Source organism: Saprospiraceae bacterium (assembly GCA_026129545.1).
Lineage (GTDB): Bacteria > Bacteroidota > Bacteroidia > Chitinophagales > Saprospiraceae > M3007.
This window is the reverse complement of the sequence record JAHCHX010000002.1, coordinates 656,639-674,563: the sequence shown is the minus strand read 5'-3', so window position 1 is coordinate 674,563 and position 17,925 is coordinate 656,639. Positions and strand designations below refer to the sequence as shown.

The following is a 17,925-nucleotide window of genomic DNA, read 5'->3' as shown; positions in this document are numbered from 1 at the left end:
TTATTCTTTCACGAATTTGCCACTCCAGAAATAATTGTCGTCGGCCCGAACCTGCACGATGTAAACACCGGCGGGCAACGTGGCGATGTCCATGCGAACCACGCTATCGGAATAATTGGCGCTATTGAAGCGACGGGTATTTCGTCCCAACATATCGCTGACGCTGATTTCCATGTTTTTCGGCATCTGTTCCAAGAACCGTAGCGTCACCTCGTCGGCGGCGGGGTTGGGGAACAGTTCCACCCTCCCGCTCATGCCCGATGGGGCGGCGGTGGAGGAGGTTTGCAGCACCACGATGTCTTTTTCCGCAATGTTGGAACAGCCGTTTGAGGCATTGACAATCAACCTTGTCCTGAAAGTGCCCGTCTGGGTGTAGGTGGTGGCGGGGTTGGCTGTGGTGCTGGTTTGTCCGTTGCCAAAATCCCACGACCATGCGGTGGCTCCCATGGTTTGGTCAGTGAAGGAGACGCTGCCACCCGACGATAGATAAACCGTGTCGGCAGATGAGGTGAAGCTGACGGTGGGGGCATTTTGCGCGCCGACTTGCAGCGGCACGGCGATGCGTCCGCACACGGAGGGTACTTCTACCTCCCAATCAAAGAAATAGAGATAAACAAGGGAGGAGAAAATGCCGGAGGCCAATCTGCCTCGGAAGATGTTGAGCGCACCGGGTATTTGGTAAGGGTATGACACTTGGTTGGTGGTCTGCCTCAAACCCTTGTTGGTGCTGGGGAAGGTCAGTTCGTACTCCGTTCCGGCTGGTATGCTGAAATTGAGCGTCACGCGCTGCTCGCCCACCTGCGAGATGGTCACCAAGCGAGATGTGACGATATTGCCCGCGTTGTCCACCACCCTGAATTGGCGTCCGCCGGTTTCTTCTGCGAAGATTTTGACAGACTTGATGATGATGGGTTGGTCGGCGTTGAATATCAAGGCGCCGCCGCTGGTGGTGCTGTTGCCGCTGGCGGGTATGGTAGGCTTGCCTGTGTTGTGCGATGCTGCCAAGCTGACGAAGTAAGTGCTGCTTTGCGTCAGTGCGGGAGTGAGGTAGGTATTGCCCTCGCCCACGGGCAATATGCCAGTTGAGTTGACGAACCATTGCACTTTTTCGGCAGGCTCGAGCGGGTCGCCGTTGTACTCCAGCAGCACCCTGCTGCCATTGCAAACAGCCCCTGCCTGCTGAGCCACTACCGTAGCGGATGGATAGCCATCGTTGGCCATCGTGAAGCGCCGACGGAAACGGTTGTTGAGTGGCCGAGGGTCGGGCAAGCCATTGGGGTTGAGCAGTTCGGTGATGAAATTGTAGGTGCCCGGCACCACGCCATCCACACCGGGCAAAGTGACGGTGGTGAATGTGTTGGGGAGCAGATTGCCCGTCCAATCGTGCGTGATTTGGGTGCCGTTCTCTATGCCATACTTGATTTGCAGGCTGGTGATGGTTTGCTGGCTGGCGTTTTCAAAAGTAATCGTCGGCACGACGGGGCCGAGGCAGGTGCCCAACACGCGCACGTCAATGATGACCACGTCGCGTTCGGACGACACGGGGGGCACGGGCACATGGCCTTCGTTCAGCAAGTAGTTGTAGGTTGCTTCCAAATCAATCATGCCCCGGCCGTAGGTGTTGTCTTCGCCCGCCACGCCAAGGTCTTTTGCCGTGTTGTAAAGCGCCATTTTGAGCTGAATGCCCGAAAGGGTGGGGAATGCCTCGCGCAGGAGTACCATGGCGCCTGCTGCGTGAGGGGCTGCCATGGAGGTGCCGTTGAACGATTGGTAGCCGCCACCGGGCACTGCCGAGCGCACGTTGACACCGGGAGCGCACACCTCCGGCTTGATGTTGAGCGGCCCTGTGCCGCCACACGGAGTGGGGCCACGGCTCGAAAAATCGGCGATGGGGAAATTGGGGTTTGCCCCATTCACCGCGCCCACGGCGAAAGTATTGACCAAATCCATGTTCATGGCAGCGCCGGAAGCCACCGTGGAGGCGCCGGGGCCGTTGTTGCCCTGCGCCCATACCACTCCGATGCCTGCTGCCTCCAGCGCGTTGAGGATATTGACCGAAGCCGTTATGCCGCAACCAAAGTTGCCGGAACGCCACGAACAGTTGACCACGTCGGGCTGGTCGGCGGTGGTGGTCGCGTTGCCGTCGGGGTTGAGCGCCCACTGCATGGTGGCTATGTTGCTGATGATTGTCTGAGAGAATGCTTTTTGGCAGCCCAGCTCCTCGCCAATCGGGAACTGCATGGGGCCGCCCATCCAATGCGAGTTGAACGCGACACCGATAGTGTCGTTGGTGCGGCGGTCGAGGCCGCAGACGGTACCGGTGACGTGGGTGCCGTGGTCGGCGCAGTCTTCGGGTTGGCCGCTGCCAGCCCAAGCTTGGTTGACCGGCACGACGTGGCCCCAAAAATTGTCAATCAAAGAAGGGTGTTCGCCATCGTTGCCCGTGTCAATCACCAATCCTTTGCGGCCATAGCCTGTGTAGCCAAGCCCCCACAGGAATGGGGCCTTGATGGCTCGCAGGCCCGGCTCGGAGCCGTTGGGCACGGGAGCCGCTGCCGCTTGGCTTTCCACAGCGTCCATCTCCACCGGGGAATTCCAGATAAGCATACCGACTTCGGGCCACTTGGCCATTTGCTCAATGGCTGATTTGTTGGCTTTCACGAAAACGGCGTTGACAATCCACATCGGGTGTATTACGCTTTTGTCAATGCCGTCGAGTTGGCGAAGGCGCTCGAGGAAAGCGGGTTGGGTGGCCTCGGCTTTGGCTTGAAGGCTGGTGATTACTTCAAAGGAACGCACCTCAAGGGGTGTGTTGCTTGCCTCGTATCTCGCCAACATTGCCCGAGTGTCCACTTGGTCGGCCAAATCAATGATAACCTCCTGATATTCACTCGGTGCGGCCATCATGCGTTGTTGAAGAAAGGGGTCAATTTTTTCCGCCGCTGTTTGGGCGAAATGTGTAGCGGGCAGCATCAAGCCGCATACCAACAGCAATAGCAATTTATTCATAATAACTTTTTTTGAAAAACACACAGCAGCGCGCGGTGCGCAAATTGGCTGCGAAATTCCCGCTAATGTTCGGAACCGCAAAATGAGTGTGTTTGAAATCCCATAATCTGACAAATTTATGCGGAATTTCTGTTTGACACATGCCCACAAATACCTTAGTAGCTAGGCGAAAAAGGCACTGATACACGGGGGCCGAAAGGGGCAACGAGCCGTTCTGGGGAAGTTCAAGGCGCTCATTATCAACCCCGTGTCATTTTAGTTAAAAAAATGGTATGGCTTTTGCCTAAATCAGGTTAGCCGCGACAAAACCGACCAGCGGCCAGACCGATTATGAAATCCAAGAACAAATCTCCGTTTGCCACCATCTGCATCCTGTTGTTTCATTTGGGCCTGCTTTATTTGGCCTACGAGAAAATCACGGAGACGCAGCAACCCAAGGCACCCACCACGATTCAAAACAACATTCCTTGAGCAAGCAGCTGTCTCAAGATATTTTGGAAGGGAAGGTATCGCGCAAAACCGCGCGGTGCCTTTTTTCGTTTCGGTAAAATGCTGAAGACATAAGCGGCGTTTGTCCCAACACAATTTCTACTTTTGTCTGACCAAAAAACGTTTTTCCAAAGATAATTTATGACACAAGTTCTTGAATCACAAGATATCCGTGCGCTTGGAAGCAATCTTGAGCTGCTTGCCCAACAGGTGGTGGAGGGTTTCATCGTGGGGTTGCACCGCAGCCCGTTTCACGGTTTTTCGGTTGAGTTCGCGGAGCATCGCCTTTACAACACGGGAGAGAGCACCCGCAACATTGACTGGAAGGTGTATGCCCGCACGGACAAGATGTTTACCAAAAAATTCGAGGAGGAGACCAATTTGCGCTGTCAGATTGTGGTGGATGCCTCTTCCACTATGTACTACCCCTGGGACGAGAAAAACCCGGAGAAATACAAGTATCAAAACAAGTTTTGCTTTGCGGCACAATCCGCCGCCGTGCTGATGAATGCCCTGCGCAAGCAGCGCGACGCATTTGGCCTCACGCTTTTCGACGACGAAATCCGGCTCAGCACACCAGTGAAATCCAGCACGGTGCACTACCGGCTGCTGCTTTCCCAATTGGCTCAACGCATTGAAGCGCCTCAACTCAACCGCCCCACCAATCTCGCCGCCAGCCTCCACCAAGTGGCCGATGCGATACATCGGCGCTCATTGGTGGTCATCTTCACCGACGTGATGGAGCAGCCCAGCCAAGCGGAAGAACTTTTCGCGGCGCTTCAGCACCTCCGCCATGCCAAACACGAGGTCATCCTGTTTCACGTCACCGACAAGAGCAAGGAGCTGGATTTTGAGTTTGAAAACCGCCCCTATGTCTTTATTGACATGGAAAGCGGCGAACAGGTGAAATTGCAGCCCAATCAGGTGAAGGAGTATTACACCAAACAAGTGGCGGCCTTCACCGAGCAACTCAAACTGCGCTGTCTGCAATTCAAAATTGATTTTGTGGAAGCCGATATCAACAAAGGATTTTACCAGATTTTGCAAACTTGGATAGTCAAACGAGCAAAAATGGGCTAACAAGTAGCCTGTAACCCACCTTTTTACTATGTCTAAACCTAACCTTGTCCGAATCTCCGAAATCTCCGCTTTGCCGCCCAAAGGCATCGAAAAAGACGATTTGCAAAAAGAAACGAAGAAGCTCGTCAAGCGTCTGGGCGAGCTGCACCACCTGCTCTATGCAGAGGCGAAGCACTCGGTGCTGGTCGTCCTTCAAGGAATGGACGCGAGCGGCAAGGATGGCGCGGTGCGCCGGGTGTTTTCGGAGTGCACGATTGCTGGGCTTGATTTGGTGTCGTTCAAAAAGCCCACGGAGCAAGAATTTGCGCACGACTTCCTCTGGCGCGTGCATCGCTGGGCACCCGAAAAAGGCACGCTCACCATTTTCAACCGCAGCCACTACGAGGATATCCTGATTCAGAGAGTGCACAAATGGATTGACATGGAGCGCGTGGAGAAACGCATGGCGGCTATCAACGCTTTCGAGGAACTGCTGCAATTCGACAACAACACAGTCATTTTCAAATTCTTCATGCACATCTCGAAAGAGGAACAGGAAGCGCAGCTCCGCGAGCGCCTGGAAGACCCTTCCAAGTTTTGGAAACACAACGACGGCGATTGGGAAGAGCGCAAGCATTGGGACGAATATATGCGTGCCTATGAATACGCCATCAACAACAGTGTGGTGCCGTGGCATATCTGTCCGGTGGACAAACGTTGGTATCGAGATTACGTCATCGCAAAAACACTGGTGGAGGGGCTGGAAAAACTCAATATGCAATTGCCGCCCATGCCGAAAAAGAAATAGGCTCACTGCGGGGCTTCGTGCCACTTGTCGCCCACCGGGTAAATGACGGCGCGATTGGGCCGAGGCTCGCGCAAAGTGGTCTCCACATGCCACTCCTTCATGCGAAAAAGATAGCTGCTGGTCTCGTAGTCGCTGGCTCCGATGCCGTTGCGCCACCACCAATTGCCAAATTGGAGGAACGATGTCTTGTACGTCAGCCCTGTCGTGTCGGATTCGAGCTTTTCCACTTTCACGCCGTCGTGGGGCGTTTCCATGTTGAACTGCGCCACCTCCCACATTTTGCCCTTAAAAGGCTCGCGCCGACGCAAGCCGAGCGCCTCGTTGAAACCATTGTCTTGGCCGATAATGCGCATGAGCCAAATACCTTTCATGTTGTCGGGCGAGGCAAGTATGATGACTTCGTCGCGGTCGTACCATCGAAAATCCTGCACAAGGCCGGCATAGACACGCTCCGAATTGCCCCAAATGCGGTTCATTTTCCACAACAAATAAGTGGAAAGCAGCAACAACAGCGTCACGGAAAAGCTGAACAGCCAACGCGGGAGCATGGACAGTAGCAGCGCGACCGAGAGCCAAAAAAAGGCAGCGGCGAAATAGCCGTAGCGGTCGTTTTCAGACCACTGCAAATACAAAAAAAACAAGTTGGCCACAGGCAGTAGGGCAACGAAAAAAGCGCCCAAGCCAAAACCTGCCCAACGCCAACGAAGGTCGGCTTGGCGAGCAAAAGCACGCCACAGCCACCAAGCGGTCAGCAAGCCCAAAATGGCTGCCGCGCCCCAAACCACCGAGGGACGGTCAAACCAGTCGAATACTCTCACTTTTACCGGATGCTCGAGATAGCGAGCAAAACCAGCGTATTTGACGAGGTATTTCAACATAGTGGAAAACACCAAGCGCGGGTCGAGATTCAGGTGCGTGGAGGCTCCGTAGTGCCCCACCCAATTGCCGAACAACCACTTGTTTAGGGCAAAATAGCCACCCAGCAACGCAGCGGCGGGCAGCAGCAGCGCGACTGCGCGGCGGCCCAACAAAGCCCATTCGCGGTGGCTCAGCGTGTAGGTTGCCAATAGCCAACCCAACAAGGCAGGCGCGACGAGCGCCCATTCCAACGAAAAAAGCGCCAATGCGAAAAGGCCATGCACGCGCCACAGCGCCTTGCCCATGCCCGTCTCAAGATAGTCTAATGCCGCGTGTAAAGCGCCCAACGTGAAAGCAAGGGTCAGCAAATAATGAAGACAAACCCGCCATACCACAGGCTCGGCTGCGTAGGGGGATAGCAAGAAGAGGAAGCCTGCCGCCAAGGCAGGGTTGAGAGAAGCCTCGTCGAGCAGCAGACGACGCACCAACCGATAGAGCAACCAGCCGTTCACGCCGTGCACGGTGGCAAACAACAGGTACCACGGCAGGCCTTCCGTGCCGAACACGCGAAACATGAGGTAATTGCAAAACTGCAACACTGGCTGCAAGGCTTGATAGCCAAAGCTGGACGGCACATCAGCCCAACCGCCTGCCTCATAGCGCATTTGCCAGCCAAACCAGTCCACTACAAACCCCGCGTGGCGAGCAGGCCAGAAAATGCTCAAGGCAACCGCCACAAAGGCTAACAGCCATAGTTGGTCGCCGCAGCCGGCAGTATGGGAGGTGTTGCGATTGGGCATATCAGCGTTGTTTTTCTTTGAACGTTGGCGCGGGGCAGTTCTCCAGCACAGGCTGTTTCAATATCCTGACTTCTCCTTTCAGGTCGCCTTTTGACTGCACGAAGATGCCCTCCCATTCGCGGTTGCAGGCATTGTGCAGCCGAGCGCCGTCGAGCCAGAGCCGCCCGCCGGGTTGCACGGTGATACGCGTGCCTGCGGGCATGGACAATCGGCAGTGGATTTTCAATGAGCCGCCGGGAGCGATAGTGAGGTGGCCTTCGAGGTCGCGGGCTCCTTCCCAGACGGTGGAATCGCGGATGACCACATCGCGCGCTGGGTTGCGCTCGCACCACGTTGGCAGTAGGCATTTGCGCACCGCGCTTTTTTCGTTGGCCATCACAGCTTGCACGCGCCCGATTTGGCAAGGCGTCAGTGCGATTTGATAGGCGTTGTAGTCCATCATGTTGTTGGTCGCCTGCTCGTTGCAGGGAGGGTCGGGGCCCCACACCCAGCATTTGTTGGGGTGCGGGTCAGTATCGGGGCAGCCATCTTCCACCCATGCATGGCTTAGGCTGAGAATATGCCCCACCTCGTGATTGACCAACCCATCGAAGTTTTCGGGCGGTTCTTTTGTCTCGAATATGCCAGCCACTTTTAGTGCCGTTCCAAGCGCGATGCCCTGACCTCCGGCGCGGTAGGTGGATGATTTTATGCTGTCGTCGGGGTGCACCATCAAGAAAATGTTGAGAATGGAGTCCTTGCCGACGGCGTATTTGTCAATGACCTTGCGGCTATAGTTGTTTTGGTTGGCGCCTTGGGAGATAAAATAGTAGAGCGAGTCGTCGTAATGAAAATAGATGCCATCGTCGCCGGGCTGCGGAGAGAGCACATAGCGATAGCGGCGAGGCAACACGGGGGTGCCTTGTGGGGAGCGCCAATTGCGGATGTTGGTGTCGAGGGCTTCATTGCAGCAAGTCAGCAAGCGCAGGAGGTAGGCGCGGCCTTCGTCGGGCCGAAAATTGTGGCTACTGTCCGCGCTATTCATCACATGAAAGTTGACGCGCAGATGCCGCGTGGGCAGATGTTCGGGATGTGCGGTATCGGGCAGGTAGCCGCGCCAGTCAGCGCAATTGCGAGCGAGAAGTGGCGGCTTGCCGTCGTTTGGCGGTGGCGGGAAGTAGCGTTCGGTGCGCAGGGGCGGTGCGCAAGCGGTTGTCAGCAGGACACAAAAAAGAGCGGGCCAATGGTGCCATTTCGCCCAAAGCTTGTGTGTGCGGATATCGCTTTTTGCCGCCATTTGCATTGACCTTGTTGGATGCTGTCATGGTTTCGTGGGGCCGAACGTATCCATCCAAGCCATGATGCCGCCTTGCAGGTTGCGCACATTGCCGAACCCATGGGCTGTCAGCAGGCTTTGCGCCATGCCGCTGCGGTTGCCGCTGCGGCAATACAGCACGATTTCGTCGTTTTTGTGCGCTTCAAGCTCCCACATCTTGTTTATCAAATCGCCTAACGGCATGAGGGTGGCGCCGAGGTTGAATTCTTCGTATTCCCACGGCTCGCGCACATCCAAAAAAACGAATTTTTCTCCTGACTGGAGTTTTTGGCGAAGTTCCTGTACGGTGATGTCCATTGTATTGTCTGTTGTTAGGAGGAGGGCAGAAGGTGGAGGGTTGCAAAATAGGTTTTTGGGTTTGGATGGTGTCTTTCATATAGGTTGCAGGCAGCCTGCGCCAATATCTCGTTCCCACATTGGCACAACTACTCCCCACAGGTTCTCGGTCTTTCTTGGGTGACATACAAGTCTATTTGCTCGCCTTTGCGCATGGTGCCGTTGGGGTCGTACTTGGGGCTTTGCCGATATACATAGGCTGTTTCCATATCGGTCACGGTAGCGTCGGAGATGATGGTGCCCACGCTGAGGTCGCTGGTTTGGATGAGGAATTTGGCGGCATCAAGCGTTTGGCACACGCAGTCGGGTATGCTCACGGTGAGCGTGACTGCTTCGGAGACGATAAAATCCACCATGCCGCCCATTTCGATGGGGAAATTGCCACCTCTTATTTTTTGCGTAATGGTGTCGCCTCGGTACAACACTTCCAGAATCGTGTTGGCTTCCAGTTTGGGGTCGGCCACGCGAGCGATGATGCGGGGTTTGAGGCCAAGCCTGCCGAGTTTTCGGCTATAGAGGTCGTAGTCGTCGTTGCCGGCGAGGTCGGGCAGCCGCACGATGTCGGGATTGTTTTTCGTGACGGTAAAATAAATCGTGCGCCCTTCTTTCACCCTGCTTTGTGGCTTGGGGTCTTGGGTAAGAATGAGACCGGGTGGTTTGCCCACCTCGTAGATGGAGTCGCTCACGGCGACGTTGAAATTGCGCGATTTAGCCTTGCGAGAGGCTTCGCGGATGTTCATGCCCACATAGCTCGGCACTTGCACACTTTCGCCATGATTGGTGTAGCACTTGAGCCACCAGAAGGTCATCAGCAGGATGCCGCCTACCAACGCAAGCATGCCTAAGTAGTTTTTCACCACATAGAAATCAGTGAGGTAGGCGTACATTTCAACGCCGATGCGTCTGAGTTTTTGCCACATGAAGGTTTGAAGGTTTCTGGCTTAGGGGTTTCTGCCCGCCCGAAAAACATCCGAACATTCGTTCGGACGGGGTTGCTAGATGGGGGCGTTTTCAAAATTGGAGCAAAAGTAGGATTGTGCCGCGAAAACCTACTCAATGATTTAGCGGTCTTTCCATTTCTTTGCCCGAACAACGCATTTTATTAGGTCCGGGAAAAAATTTGCCCCTTCGCCCTTCACAAACGCACTATCCTCATTCTATGTACGAAAATCCTCGACTCATCCTCGATTCTTCCAACCCACCGGAGGCGGGCAGCATCACTTGGCGCTCGCCAAGCAATATCGCTATCGTGAAGTATTGGGGCAAACACGGTCGTCAACTGCCGCGCAATCCCTCGCTAAGCCTGACCTTGGCGGCTTCTTGCACCGATACTCAGCTAGAATATGCCTTCGACGAAGCTTTGCCTGGTGCTGGCATTGACCTCGCCTTTTATTTTCATCAAGCCGAAAACGAGGCGTTCAGGGCAAAAACCCTGGCTTTTCTGGAAAGCCTGCTCCCGATTTACCCTTTTTTGAAACAACTAAAACTCACGGTGCGCACTGGCAATTCATTCCCTCATTCGGCGGGCATCGCGTCGTCGGCTTCGGCCATGTCGGCACTTGCCTTGTGCCTTTGTTCGCTGGAAGACAGATTGTTCGGCACCCTGCAAGACGCGGCAGCATTCGACCGCAAAGCTTCTTATCTGGCTCGGTTGGGCAGCGGCTCGGCTTGCCGCTCCATTTTTCCGCACGCAGCTTTGTGGGGGCACACCTCTCTTGTGCCAGATGCTTCTGATGAGTACGCCGTGCCCATTGGCGACCTGATACATGCCTCATTCAAAGATTTTCATGATGATATTCTGATTGTCAGCTCGGAGGAAAAGGCCGTGTCGAGCCGTGCGGGCCATGCGCTCATGGAGGGCAATCCTTTCGCGGAGCCGCGCTATGCCCAAGCCCGCCAACGCATCGGCAACCTGCTCGACGCGATGCGCACAGGCGACCTCGAAGCCTTTGGCAAAATCGCGGAGGACGAGGCGCTGGCGCTCCATGCCCTGATGATGTGCAGCGACCCATCCTATTTGCTCATGCGCCCCGGCTCGCTCGCCATCATCGAGAAGGTGCGGGAATACCGGGCAGACACGGGCCATCCCGTCTTCTTCACGCTCGATGCTGGGCCGAATGTGCACCTGCTTTATCCCGGCGACATCGTGCATGAGGTGCGCAAGTTCATCGAGGATGAGTTGGCCGAACATTGCGAGAATGGGTATGTTCAGCAAGATTGGGTAGGGGAGGGGCCGGAAGAAATGTGAGGGTCATTAGGGGTTATTAGGGGTTATTAGGGGTTATTGGGGGTTATTAGGGGTCATTGGGGGTTATTGGGGGTTATTAGGGGTTATTAGGGGTTATTAGGGGTTATTAGGGGTCATTGGGGGTTATTGGGGGTTATTAGGGGTCATTGGGGGTTATTGGGGGTTATTAGGGGTTATTGGGGGTCATTAGGGGTCATTAGGGGTCACTGAGGTAAATGGGGCATTCGTTGAATTATAGTCAACGCAAATCAGCCCCGTCCGCTTCCCTTGGCCGGGCAAGCCCCAGAATACAGGGTCTGACAAGGTGGTTTTGAACGAACGATACTCGCAATCCTTTGAAAATCATACAAATCAATCAGGGGTATCCCTCAGGGCAAACGCATCAAAATACAACTGACCTCGGAGAGGTCAAATGTTGGTAGAAATGGCGTGTTTTTGTGGTAATTATCACGACCTCGGAGAGGTCAAATGTTTATCGCAGCAAACAGGTCACCAACATTCGACCCCGCCGGGGTCGCACACACCGCGAAAATGGGGCGTTTCTACCAACATTTTACCTCTCTGAGGTTTGCGCCATTTTGATGCGTTTGCCTTGGGGGTATCCCTGCCTTGCCAATGGGCAGGTTCAAATCCTCTTTAATCTGGGTATATACCTTGATTCGCTGGGATTTGTCAGCTCGCCATGCTCGCTCTCCCTGACTTTGAGCAGATTGCGATTGCAGCCATGCCCAAAACTTAGCGTCGAGAGGTATATCCGTTACATTTGCAAAACAAAATTTCTTCAAAAAAAGAAAAAGACGCGCCATGACGAGTACGCCAGAATTGCTTCCGAAGCTGGCAACGCAGAAGCCACCGGTCGAGGTGATGCCCGATGTTTCGCTCGATATTGTGCAGCTGATAAAAGAGGCTGATATTTCGCAGTAACGCCAACCTTCCGGTTGGCGCACTCGCGGCTCGCCAACCGGAAGGTTAGCGTTACTTGATTGCCTCCCGAATTCGCACCAACCTTTCCAGTAACCCTTCCAACTTATCCAACGGCAGCATATTTGCCCCGTCCGATTTTGCCTCTGAGGGTTTGGGGTAGGTTTCGATGAAAAGCCCGTCCACGCCGACGGCGATGCCCGCACGGGCAATGGTCTCTATCAACGCAGGGCGGCCTCCGGTGACACCGCTGCTTTGGTTGGGCTGTTGGAGCGAGTGGGTGCAGTCGAGCACGACTGGGGCGCCGAACGATTGCATTGCGGGAATTCCTCGAAAATCAACGATTAAGTCCTGATAGCCGAAAGTGGTGCCGCGTTCTGTCAAAATCACGTTCGGATTGCCTTCTTCCTGCACTTTTTCCATCGCAAAACGCATGGCTTCCGGGCTGACGAACTGGCCTTTTTTGATGTTCACCACCTTGCCTGTCTGGGCGGCGGCCACGAGCAGGCTCGTCTGGCGACAGAGGAACGCGGGTATTTGCAACACGTCCACATATTGGGCGGCAAGCGCGGCCTCTGGGTCGGCGTGGATGTCGGTGGTAGTCGGGATGTCATAGTGCTGGCCAACGGCGCGAAGGATATTCAGCGCCTTTTCGTCGCCGATGCCGGTGAAAGAATCGCGTTTGCTGCGGTTGGCTTTCCGATACGAACCCTTGAAAATGTAGGGGATGCGCAGGCGTTGGCACATTTCATTGACCTGCCCGGCGATGTCGAAGGCCATTTGCTCGCCTTCTATGGCGCAAGGCCCGGCGATGAGGAAGAAGTTGTTGGAGTCGGTGTTTTGGAGGCGTGGGATGGTGAGCATCGAATTGATTGTTGGTGAATTGCGAGATTGAGTTTTAAACACAGCGTTCGCTGAGTGTTGCACAGAGTCTCGCGGAGTTTTTTTGTCATTCTTAAGAAAATTTACCCTGCGGCTCTCTGTATCTTTCTCCTTTTCTCGGAGTTTAAAAAATCGGCACAAAGGTAGGCGAGTGTGAAAAATTCCCTCACCTTTATGTAATCCCTCTACCCGTGCTCATCCATCCATCGTTCACCAAATCAATTTTTTCAAAACAATGTACAAACTTCTTTGGGTTCTGTTGCCCCTTCTGACCATCGCTTGCCAACGCAAGCAAGCCGAATCAACAATGAAATCGAACGCTGCGTTTGAAAACACCCGTTGGAAAATAACGTCCATCGCGGGTCTCGAAAAACTGCCAGAGGTGCAAAAAGAAATGTTCGTCCGATTTTACGAAGGGCGGTTCAACGGCAACGCTGGCTGCAACAACATGATGGGGGGCTACACCGTGCAGGGCAGCACCCTGAAAATCACCGGCCCTGCCAGCACCATGATGGCCTGCGAGGAGGCGCTGATGAAAGCCGAGCAAAAATTCGGCGAGGCGCTCGGCAAGGTTGACAACTTCAAAATCACCGGCGACAAAATGCAACTCCGGCAAGGCGAGGCGGTGTTGGCCGAGTTCGAGGCCGTGTATTTGAAGTAATGTGCAGAACCATGAAGCGAGGGGGCGTTGGGAGGCTTGATGGCCTCTGATGCCCCCTTCTTTTTTTAAGCAAAACAACTACTTGGGCAAGGGCGATACCCCGCGACACGTTTCGGGGCGCTGCCCTTGCCAAGCGCACTCATTCGCGTATTCAATCCATTTTTACCAACTTCTTCACGACTCGTTGGCCGTTGGCCAATTGGATATTGAGGAAATAAACCCCATTGCTCAGGTCGTTGAGGTCGAGTTTGTACTGTTCGGTCTCCAATTCCAGTATTCGGAGGATTTGTCCGTTTGGGTTTTGCAGCTGGATGAACTTCAGTCCCTCATCCGATGAAATGGTCGTGATGTTGGTCGCTGGGTTTGGTACGATATGAATGCTTGAACCCGGCGACACCTCCGTTGTGCTCGATGGCGGCGCGCTGAGTTGGAAGTTGTCCAACAGCAGGAAGTCGTCTGAGCTGAGGTTGCTGGGGTCTAAGTCCCATTGTCCCATCTCTGTGTAGAAACTTAGCAAGAGCTCTCCTTTGAAATATGGCGGCAACGGGATGTTGTGGTGAATGACTTGCCCTTCCGGCTGTCCAAGAAAGTACTGGGCTCCGGTTTCGTTGCCCTCCCATTTTGCTTGCAAAATGCTGCTGTATGGGTCATTATTGAGTTGGGCAGTAGGGTTTCGGAACTGCGCGAGGTCAAACTCAAGTTTGGGACTGGGAGAGAACGACAGGTCAACACAGGCACGGATAGTGGCGTAGACGCCATCGGAAGGGTAGTCGAAGATGCTCAACGGTTCCGTGCAACGCTGGATATAGTCAGTGTTGTCGAATATGCCCGTGGAGGCAAAAAAACGGCTGTTTTGGTAGGGCATGGTCGGAGGGTTTGCGAGGCTTTTCAGTTCAAGGTATTCGTCCATGCCGTTGTCTTGTTCAAAGGTGTTCAAGTAGTTTCCGGTGATAGGCAATTTGATTTCCTGATAAAGTGGGCCAGCGTTGTTTGACAGATTGGGGTCGTTGGCATAGATAAGGGCGAGGTTTAGCCCATTGTTGGAGATGGGAATGTTGTAGTTGAGGATGATTCTGCTAGCATTGGGCAATGCTTTTTGCAGCACATAGGGCGGAGACGACCATAACGGGTTGCCTGCATCGTCAGTGGCTGTCAAGTTCAAGACGGTGCCTGCCGGGATGGCTTCACAGCTGTTGTTGACAATGAACGCCACCATATTCTGGGCGGAGGAAAAGCAAGATGCTTGTTGGTTGATGAAGGCGCTTAATTCAAGGTCGTTGGCCGCGTGTTCCGAGATGTTGAAAAATTCGTCAACGTGGTTATTGTCCGTGTTGTCGTCACTAAGATTTAGAGAAACCCCCAGATAGGCAAAGCCTGCCTGGCTTGTCTCAAACCAGTTGTTCACCTCCACTTCATAAACTTCTCCCGGAGCGATGGGGCTGCTCAGGTTAATCGTGAGGTCGCCTTGCGACCAACTGTTCAAGGTAATGGTTCCCATCATAGAGGGGGTGTAAGTCACTGTTCCTGAGTTGACGACCTTGAATTTAATCGGTACATACTGGTTGTTTTGGCAATGGTTTTTGGCCTCCAATCTTGGGGAAGACAGGCTGAGGTCGAAAAAGGGGGCTTGCGTGGTGTATGGAAGCCCTACGGCTTTCCATGCCTCCTTTACAGCGAGCAACTCGGTGGAACCCGCACCAAACATGGCCTCAGCCACTGCCTGCGAATACAGGTAAAACTCGCTGTAGGTGGAGCTCTCGGTGAAATAATAACGATTGACGTGAAACACGATTTGCCCCACCTTTTCCGTGCCGATGGCCGCGACGTTGAAGCTCGTGCCGACCTCGTTGATGCCCTGCTTCCCATCCACCAACATGGCAAACCAAAGATTGCCGATGGCGCTGTTGGTGTGAACGCCGCCGCCGTCTATCCAATACTCACCCTTGTAGTAGGCGGGCATTTGCATACTGTTGGGGTCGTCCATGACGCGAAAAGGCTTGCTTTCAGGGTTGATGATGAACGAATGGCCAAGCTTCCAGCTGAAATTCGTCGGGTCGGCTTTGCGCTCCAACAGCTTGCCAAATATATCGGCAAGGCTTTCATTGATGGCACCGGACTCCGAGTCGTAAATCAATCGGGAGGTGTAGTCAATCATGCCGTGCGTGAATTCGTGCCCGACCACTTCCAAGGTGGTCAGAGGGCCGTAGTTGCAGTTGCCATCGCCATAGAACGATGCTTCCCCGTCCCAGAAGGCATTGACGAAGTTGCCAACGTTTACGCGGACGTTCAGGGCTTCTCCGTTTCCATCCAAGCCTTGCCAATCGAAATCGGACAACATCATGTCGTAGTACTCCTGAGAGCAATAATGGGCATCTAAGGCAATCTCGGTGTGTTTGGCGTTGGATAAGTCCCAAGCGGAGCTGGTACTGGTAAATTCGTTCAGCGAGTTGTTCAACACAAAAATCCCCTCTCCGCGAGTGGGGTCGCGGAGGACAAATTGCTGTGGGCCGATGGAGTCCGTGATGATGTGTTGAATGCCGTAGTACCTCGTTTTGGCGGTGCTGGGCACCCCTTCGTTCAAAATCAACGGGAACTCGCAAAGGATTTTGCCTGTGATGGCATCCACAAAATAGCGGCGCTTGTCGAAGGGTTCGGTGCTGTGCAGGTCCACTTGATAGGCCAAGCGAAGGGATTCCGAAACGTCGGGAAAGTCGGGGTCAATGAAACACAGCGCCGCATCGGCCTGCCTCTCGTGGTATGCCCGGGCTTTCATGGTGTGTTTGGCGAAGGCGACCGCAGTCTCGGCGCTGATGCCGGGTTGTGGATTAGCATCGGCCTGTGGGCTGTACCGTCCGTTGGCATTCAGAATACGCCCGTCTTTTTCGTGCAAAATGTAGCGGCTGCCGAATATGGGCAAGCCCTCGTGGAATTGCTGAAACTTGAAGTGCGTGATGCCGAATTTGTCGGTGCTTTCCTCGATGAGCACCATGTCCGATTTGGCAGACAGGTACATTTTTCCGGCCATCTCCTCGAAGAAGTTCTGGTGGTTGAGGCGCGGGTCCGAGTTTTGGAAAAAAGTGTAGGTTTTTACGAGATAGGCGCTTGAGGGTGCATTTTGTTGTCCAAAAATTGGCGAGAAAAGGCTGAAAAACAAAGCGCAAAAGACCCAAGGGCGGAAAGTGTTCATAAAAGTGGCTGAGTTTAAAATTGTTCCTTGCGAACTTACAGGTATTTGCCCGAATGTGAAAAGTCTGTTTTGGGCAAATATCAATCTTGCCGCTGACGCACATCATTCCACAGGCATGAAGCGTCCGCGACCTTCACCCTTAAAAAATAGACTTTCCCATGTCCATATACCACCGCGCCGGAAAAATCCCGCCCAAGCGTCATACCCAGTTCCGCAACCACGCGGGGCGCCTGTACCAAGAAGAACTCGTGGGCACGCAGGGCTTTTCGGGTGTCTCCTCGCTTGTTTATCATCTTTATCCGCCCACCATTGTGAAGGAAAAAGGCAAGCCGTATTCCGTCGAGCCGGAAATTGCCATCGAAAAAAATCTCTCGGCGCTGAGTTTCAAAGGCTTCGAGTTGCCCTACGCCGACGACTATTTGGAAAGCCGCAAGACGCTGTTTGTCAACAATGATTTGCACATCGGGCTGGCCGCACCGCACCACAGCACACGCGATTATTTTTTCAAAAATGCCGATGCCGACGAAATCATTTTCGTGCACAAAGGTCACGGCTGGCTCGAAACGATGTATGGGCAAATTCCTTTCGAGTATGGCGACTACCTCGTCGTACCGCGCGGCACGATTTACAAAATTCATTTCCTGAGCGCGCAAAACCGCCTGCTCATCATCGAGTCGTTCAGCCCTGTGCGCACACCACAGCGATACCGCAACCAATACGGCCAAATGCTCGAACACGCGCCTTTCTGCGAGCGCGATTTCAAACTGCCGCAAGACCTCGAAACCCACGACGAACACGGCGATTTTCTCGTGAAAATCAAAAAGCAAGGTATGATTTACCCCTACGTGTATGCCACGCACCCCTTCGATGTGGTGGGCTGGGACGGCAATCACTACCCCTGGGCAATTTCGATTTTCGACTTCGAGCCGATTACGGGGCGCGTCCATCTGCCGCCGCCGATTCACCAGCAGTTCGAGGCCGATGGCTTCGTGGTCTGCTCCTTCGTGCCGCGCCTCTACGACTACCACCCCAAGGCCATTCCCGCGCCTTATCACCACAGCAACATTGATTCCGACGAGATTCTCTACTATGTGGATGGTGACTTCATGAGCCGCAACAACATCCAAAAAGGCCAACTGACCCTCCATCCCGGCGGCATCCCGCACGGTCCGCACCCCGGCGCCATAGAGCGCAGCATCGGCAAAACGGCCACCGAAGAATTGGCCGTGATGATTGACCCCTTCCGCCCCGTCAAAATCACCAAAGATGCCCTGCAACTCGAAGTGGAGGATTATTACAAATCGTGGCTGGGCGCAGAAGTGTTGGCTAATTAACCTGATGAAACACCGAAA

Annotated in this window: 13 protein-coding genes; 6 read left to right on the top strand and 7 right to left on the bottom strand. The window is 54.1% G+C overall.

The features are described 5' to 3' along the window. Positions 1 to 3,009 (bottom strand): S8 family serine peptidase, encoded by a 3,009-nt coding sequence (locus KIS77_17190; GenBank protein ID MCW5924060.1) that lies wholly within the window; start codon positions 3,007 to 3,009, stop codon positions 1 to 3. Positions 3,010 to 3,339: 330 nt separating this feature from the next. On the opposite strand from KIS77_17190, the gene KIS77_17185 reads away from it, so the two are divergent. From KIS77_17185 to KIS77_17175, 3 genes are all read left to right on the top strand, one after another. Then, positions 3,340 to 3,480, top strand: a complete 141-nt coding sequence (locus KIS77_17185; protein ID MCW5924059.1) for a hypothetical protein — start codon at positions 3,340 to 3,342, stop codon at positions 3,478 to 3,480. Between the two features lie 159 nt (positions 3,481 to 3,639). Continuing rightward, entirely contained in the window at positions 3,640 to 4,578 is a 939-nt protein-coding gene (locus KIS77_17180; protein MCW5924058.1) for a DUF58 domain-containing protein, read from the top strand. A 28-nt stretch (positions 4,579 to 4,606) separates the two neighbouring features. Next, entirely contained in the window at positions 4,607 to 5,365 is a 759-nt protein-coding gene (locus tag KIS77_17175; GenBank protein ID MCW5924057.1) for a polyphosphate kinase, read from the top strand. Positions 5,366 to 5,367: 2 nt separating this feature from the next. Here KIS77_17175 and KIS77_17170 read toward each other — a convergent pair whose 3' ends face one another. The 4 genes from KIS77_17170 to KIS77_17155 all read right to left on the bottom strand — a co-directional run bounded on the left by KIS77_17170 (position 5,368) and on the right by KIS77_17155 (position 9,594). Further along, on the bottom strand, positions 5,368 to 7,023 hold the full coding sequence (locus KIS77_17170; protein ID MCW5924056.1) for a hypothetical protein: 1,656 nt from the start codon (positions 7,021 to 7,023) through the stop codon (positions 5,368 to 5,370). Position 7,024: 1 nt separating this feature from the next. After that, on the bottom strand, positions 7,025 to 8,299 hold the full coding sequence (locus KIS77_17165) for a hypothetical protein (GenBank protein ID MCW5924055.1): 1,275 nt from the start codon (positions 8,297 to 8,299) through the stop codon (positions 7,025 to 7,027). A gap of 24 nt (positions 8,300 to 8,323) precedes the next feature. Then, positions 8,324 to 8,635, bottom strand: coding sequence for a rhodanese-like domain-containing protein (locus tag KIS77_17160; protein MCW5924054.1), 312 nt, complete (start codon positions 8,633 to 8,635; stop codon positions 8,324 to 8,326). A gap of 128 nt (positions 8,636 to 8,763) precedes the next feature. Beyond that, positions 8,764 to 9,594, bottom strand: a complete 831-nt coding sequence (locus KIS77_17155; GenBank protein ID MCW5924053.1) for a PASTA domain-containing protein — start codon at positions 9,592 to 9,594, stop codon at positions 8,764 to 8,766. A 239-nt stretch (positions 9,595 to 9,833) separates the two neighbouring features. Between KIS77_17155 and KIS77_17150 the strand changes: the two genes are divergently transcribed. Further along, entirely contained in the window at positions 9,834 to 10,922 is a 1,089-nt protein-coding gene (locus KIS77_17150; GenBank protein ID MCW5924052.1) for a diphosphomevalonate decarboxylase, read from the top strand. Positions 10,923 to 11,897: 975 nt separating this feature from the next. On the opposite strand, the gene kdsA is transcribed toward KIS77_17150, so the two are convergent. Further along, positions 11,898 to 12,707 carry a 3-deoxy-8-phosphooctulonate synthase gene (kdsA, locus tag KIS77_17145; protein ID MCW5924051.1) on the bottom strand — a complete coding sequence of 270 codons (810 nt, stop codon included), beginning with the start codon at positions 12,705 to 12,707 and terminating at the stop codon, positions 11,898 to 11,900. A 253-nt stretch (positions 12,708 to 12,960) separates the two neighbouring features. Here kdsA and KIS77_17140 point away from each other — a divergent pair, with 253 nt between their 5' ends. Next, positions 12,961 to 13,386 carry an META domain-containing protein gene (locus tag KIS77_17140; GenBank protein MCW5924050.1) on the top strand — a complete coding sequence of 142 codons (426 nt, stop codon included), beginning with the start codon at positions 12,961 to 12,963 and terminating at the stop codon, positions 13,384 to 13,386. 151 nt (positions 13,387 to 13,537) lie between these two features. On the opposite strand, the gene KIS77_17135 is transcribed toward KIS77_17140, so the two are convergent. Then, complete coding sequence (locus tag KIS77_17135) at positions 13,538 to 16,573, bottom strand: M4 family metallopeptidase (protein ID MCW5924049.1); 3,036 nt, start codon at positions 16,571 to 16,573, stop codon at positions 13,538 to 13,540. Positions 16,574 to 16,731: 158 nt separating this feature from the next. Between KIS77_17135 and KIS77_17130 the strand changes: the two genes are divergently transcribed. Beyond that, complete coding sequence (locus KIS77_17130) at positions 16,732 to 17,907, top strand: homogentisate 1,2-dioxygenase (GenBank protein MCW5924048.1); 1,176 nt, start codon at positions 16,732 to 16,734, stop codon at positions 17,905 to 17,907. Positions 17,908 to 17,925 lie beyond the last annotated feature (18 nt).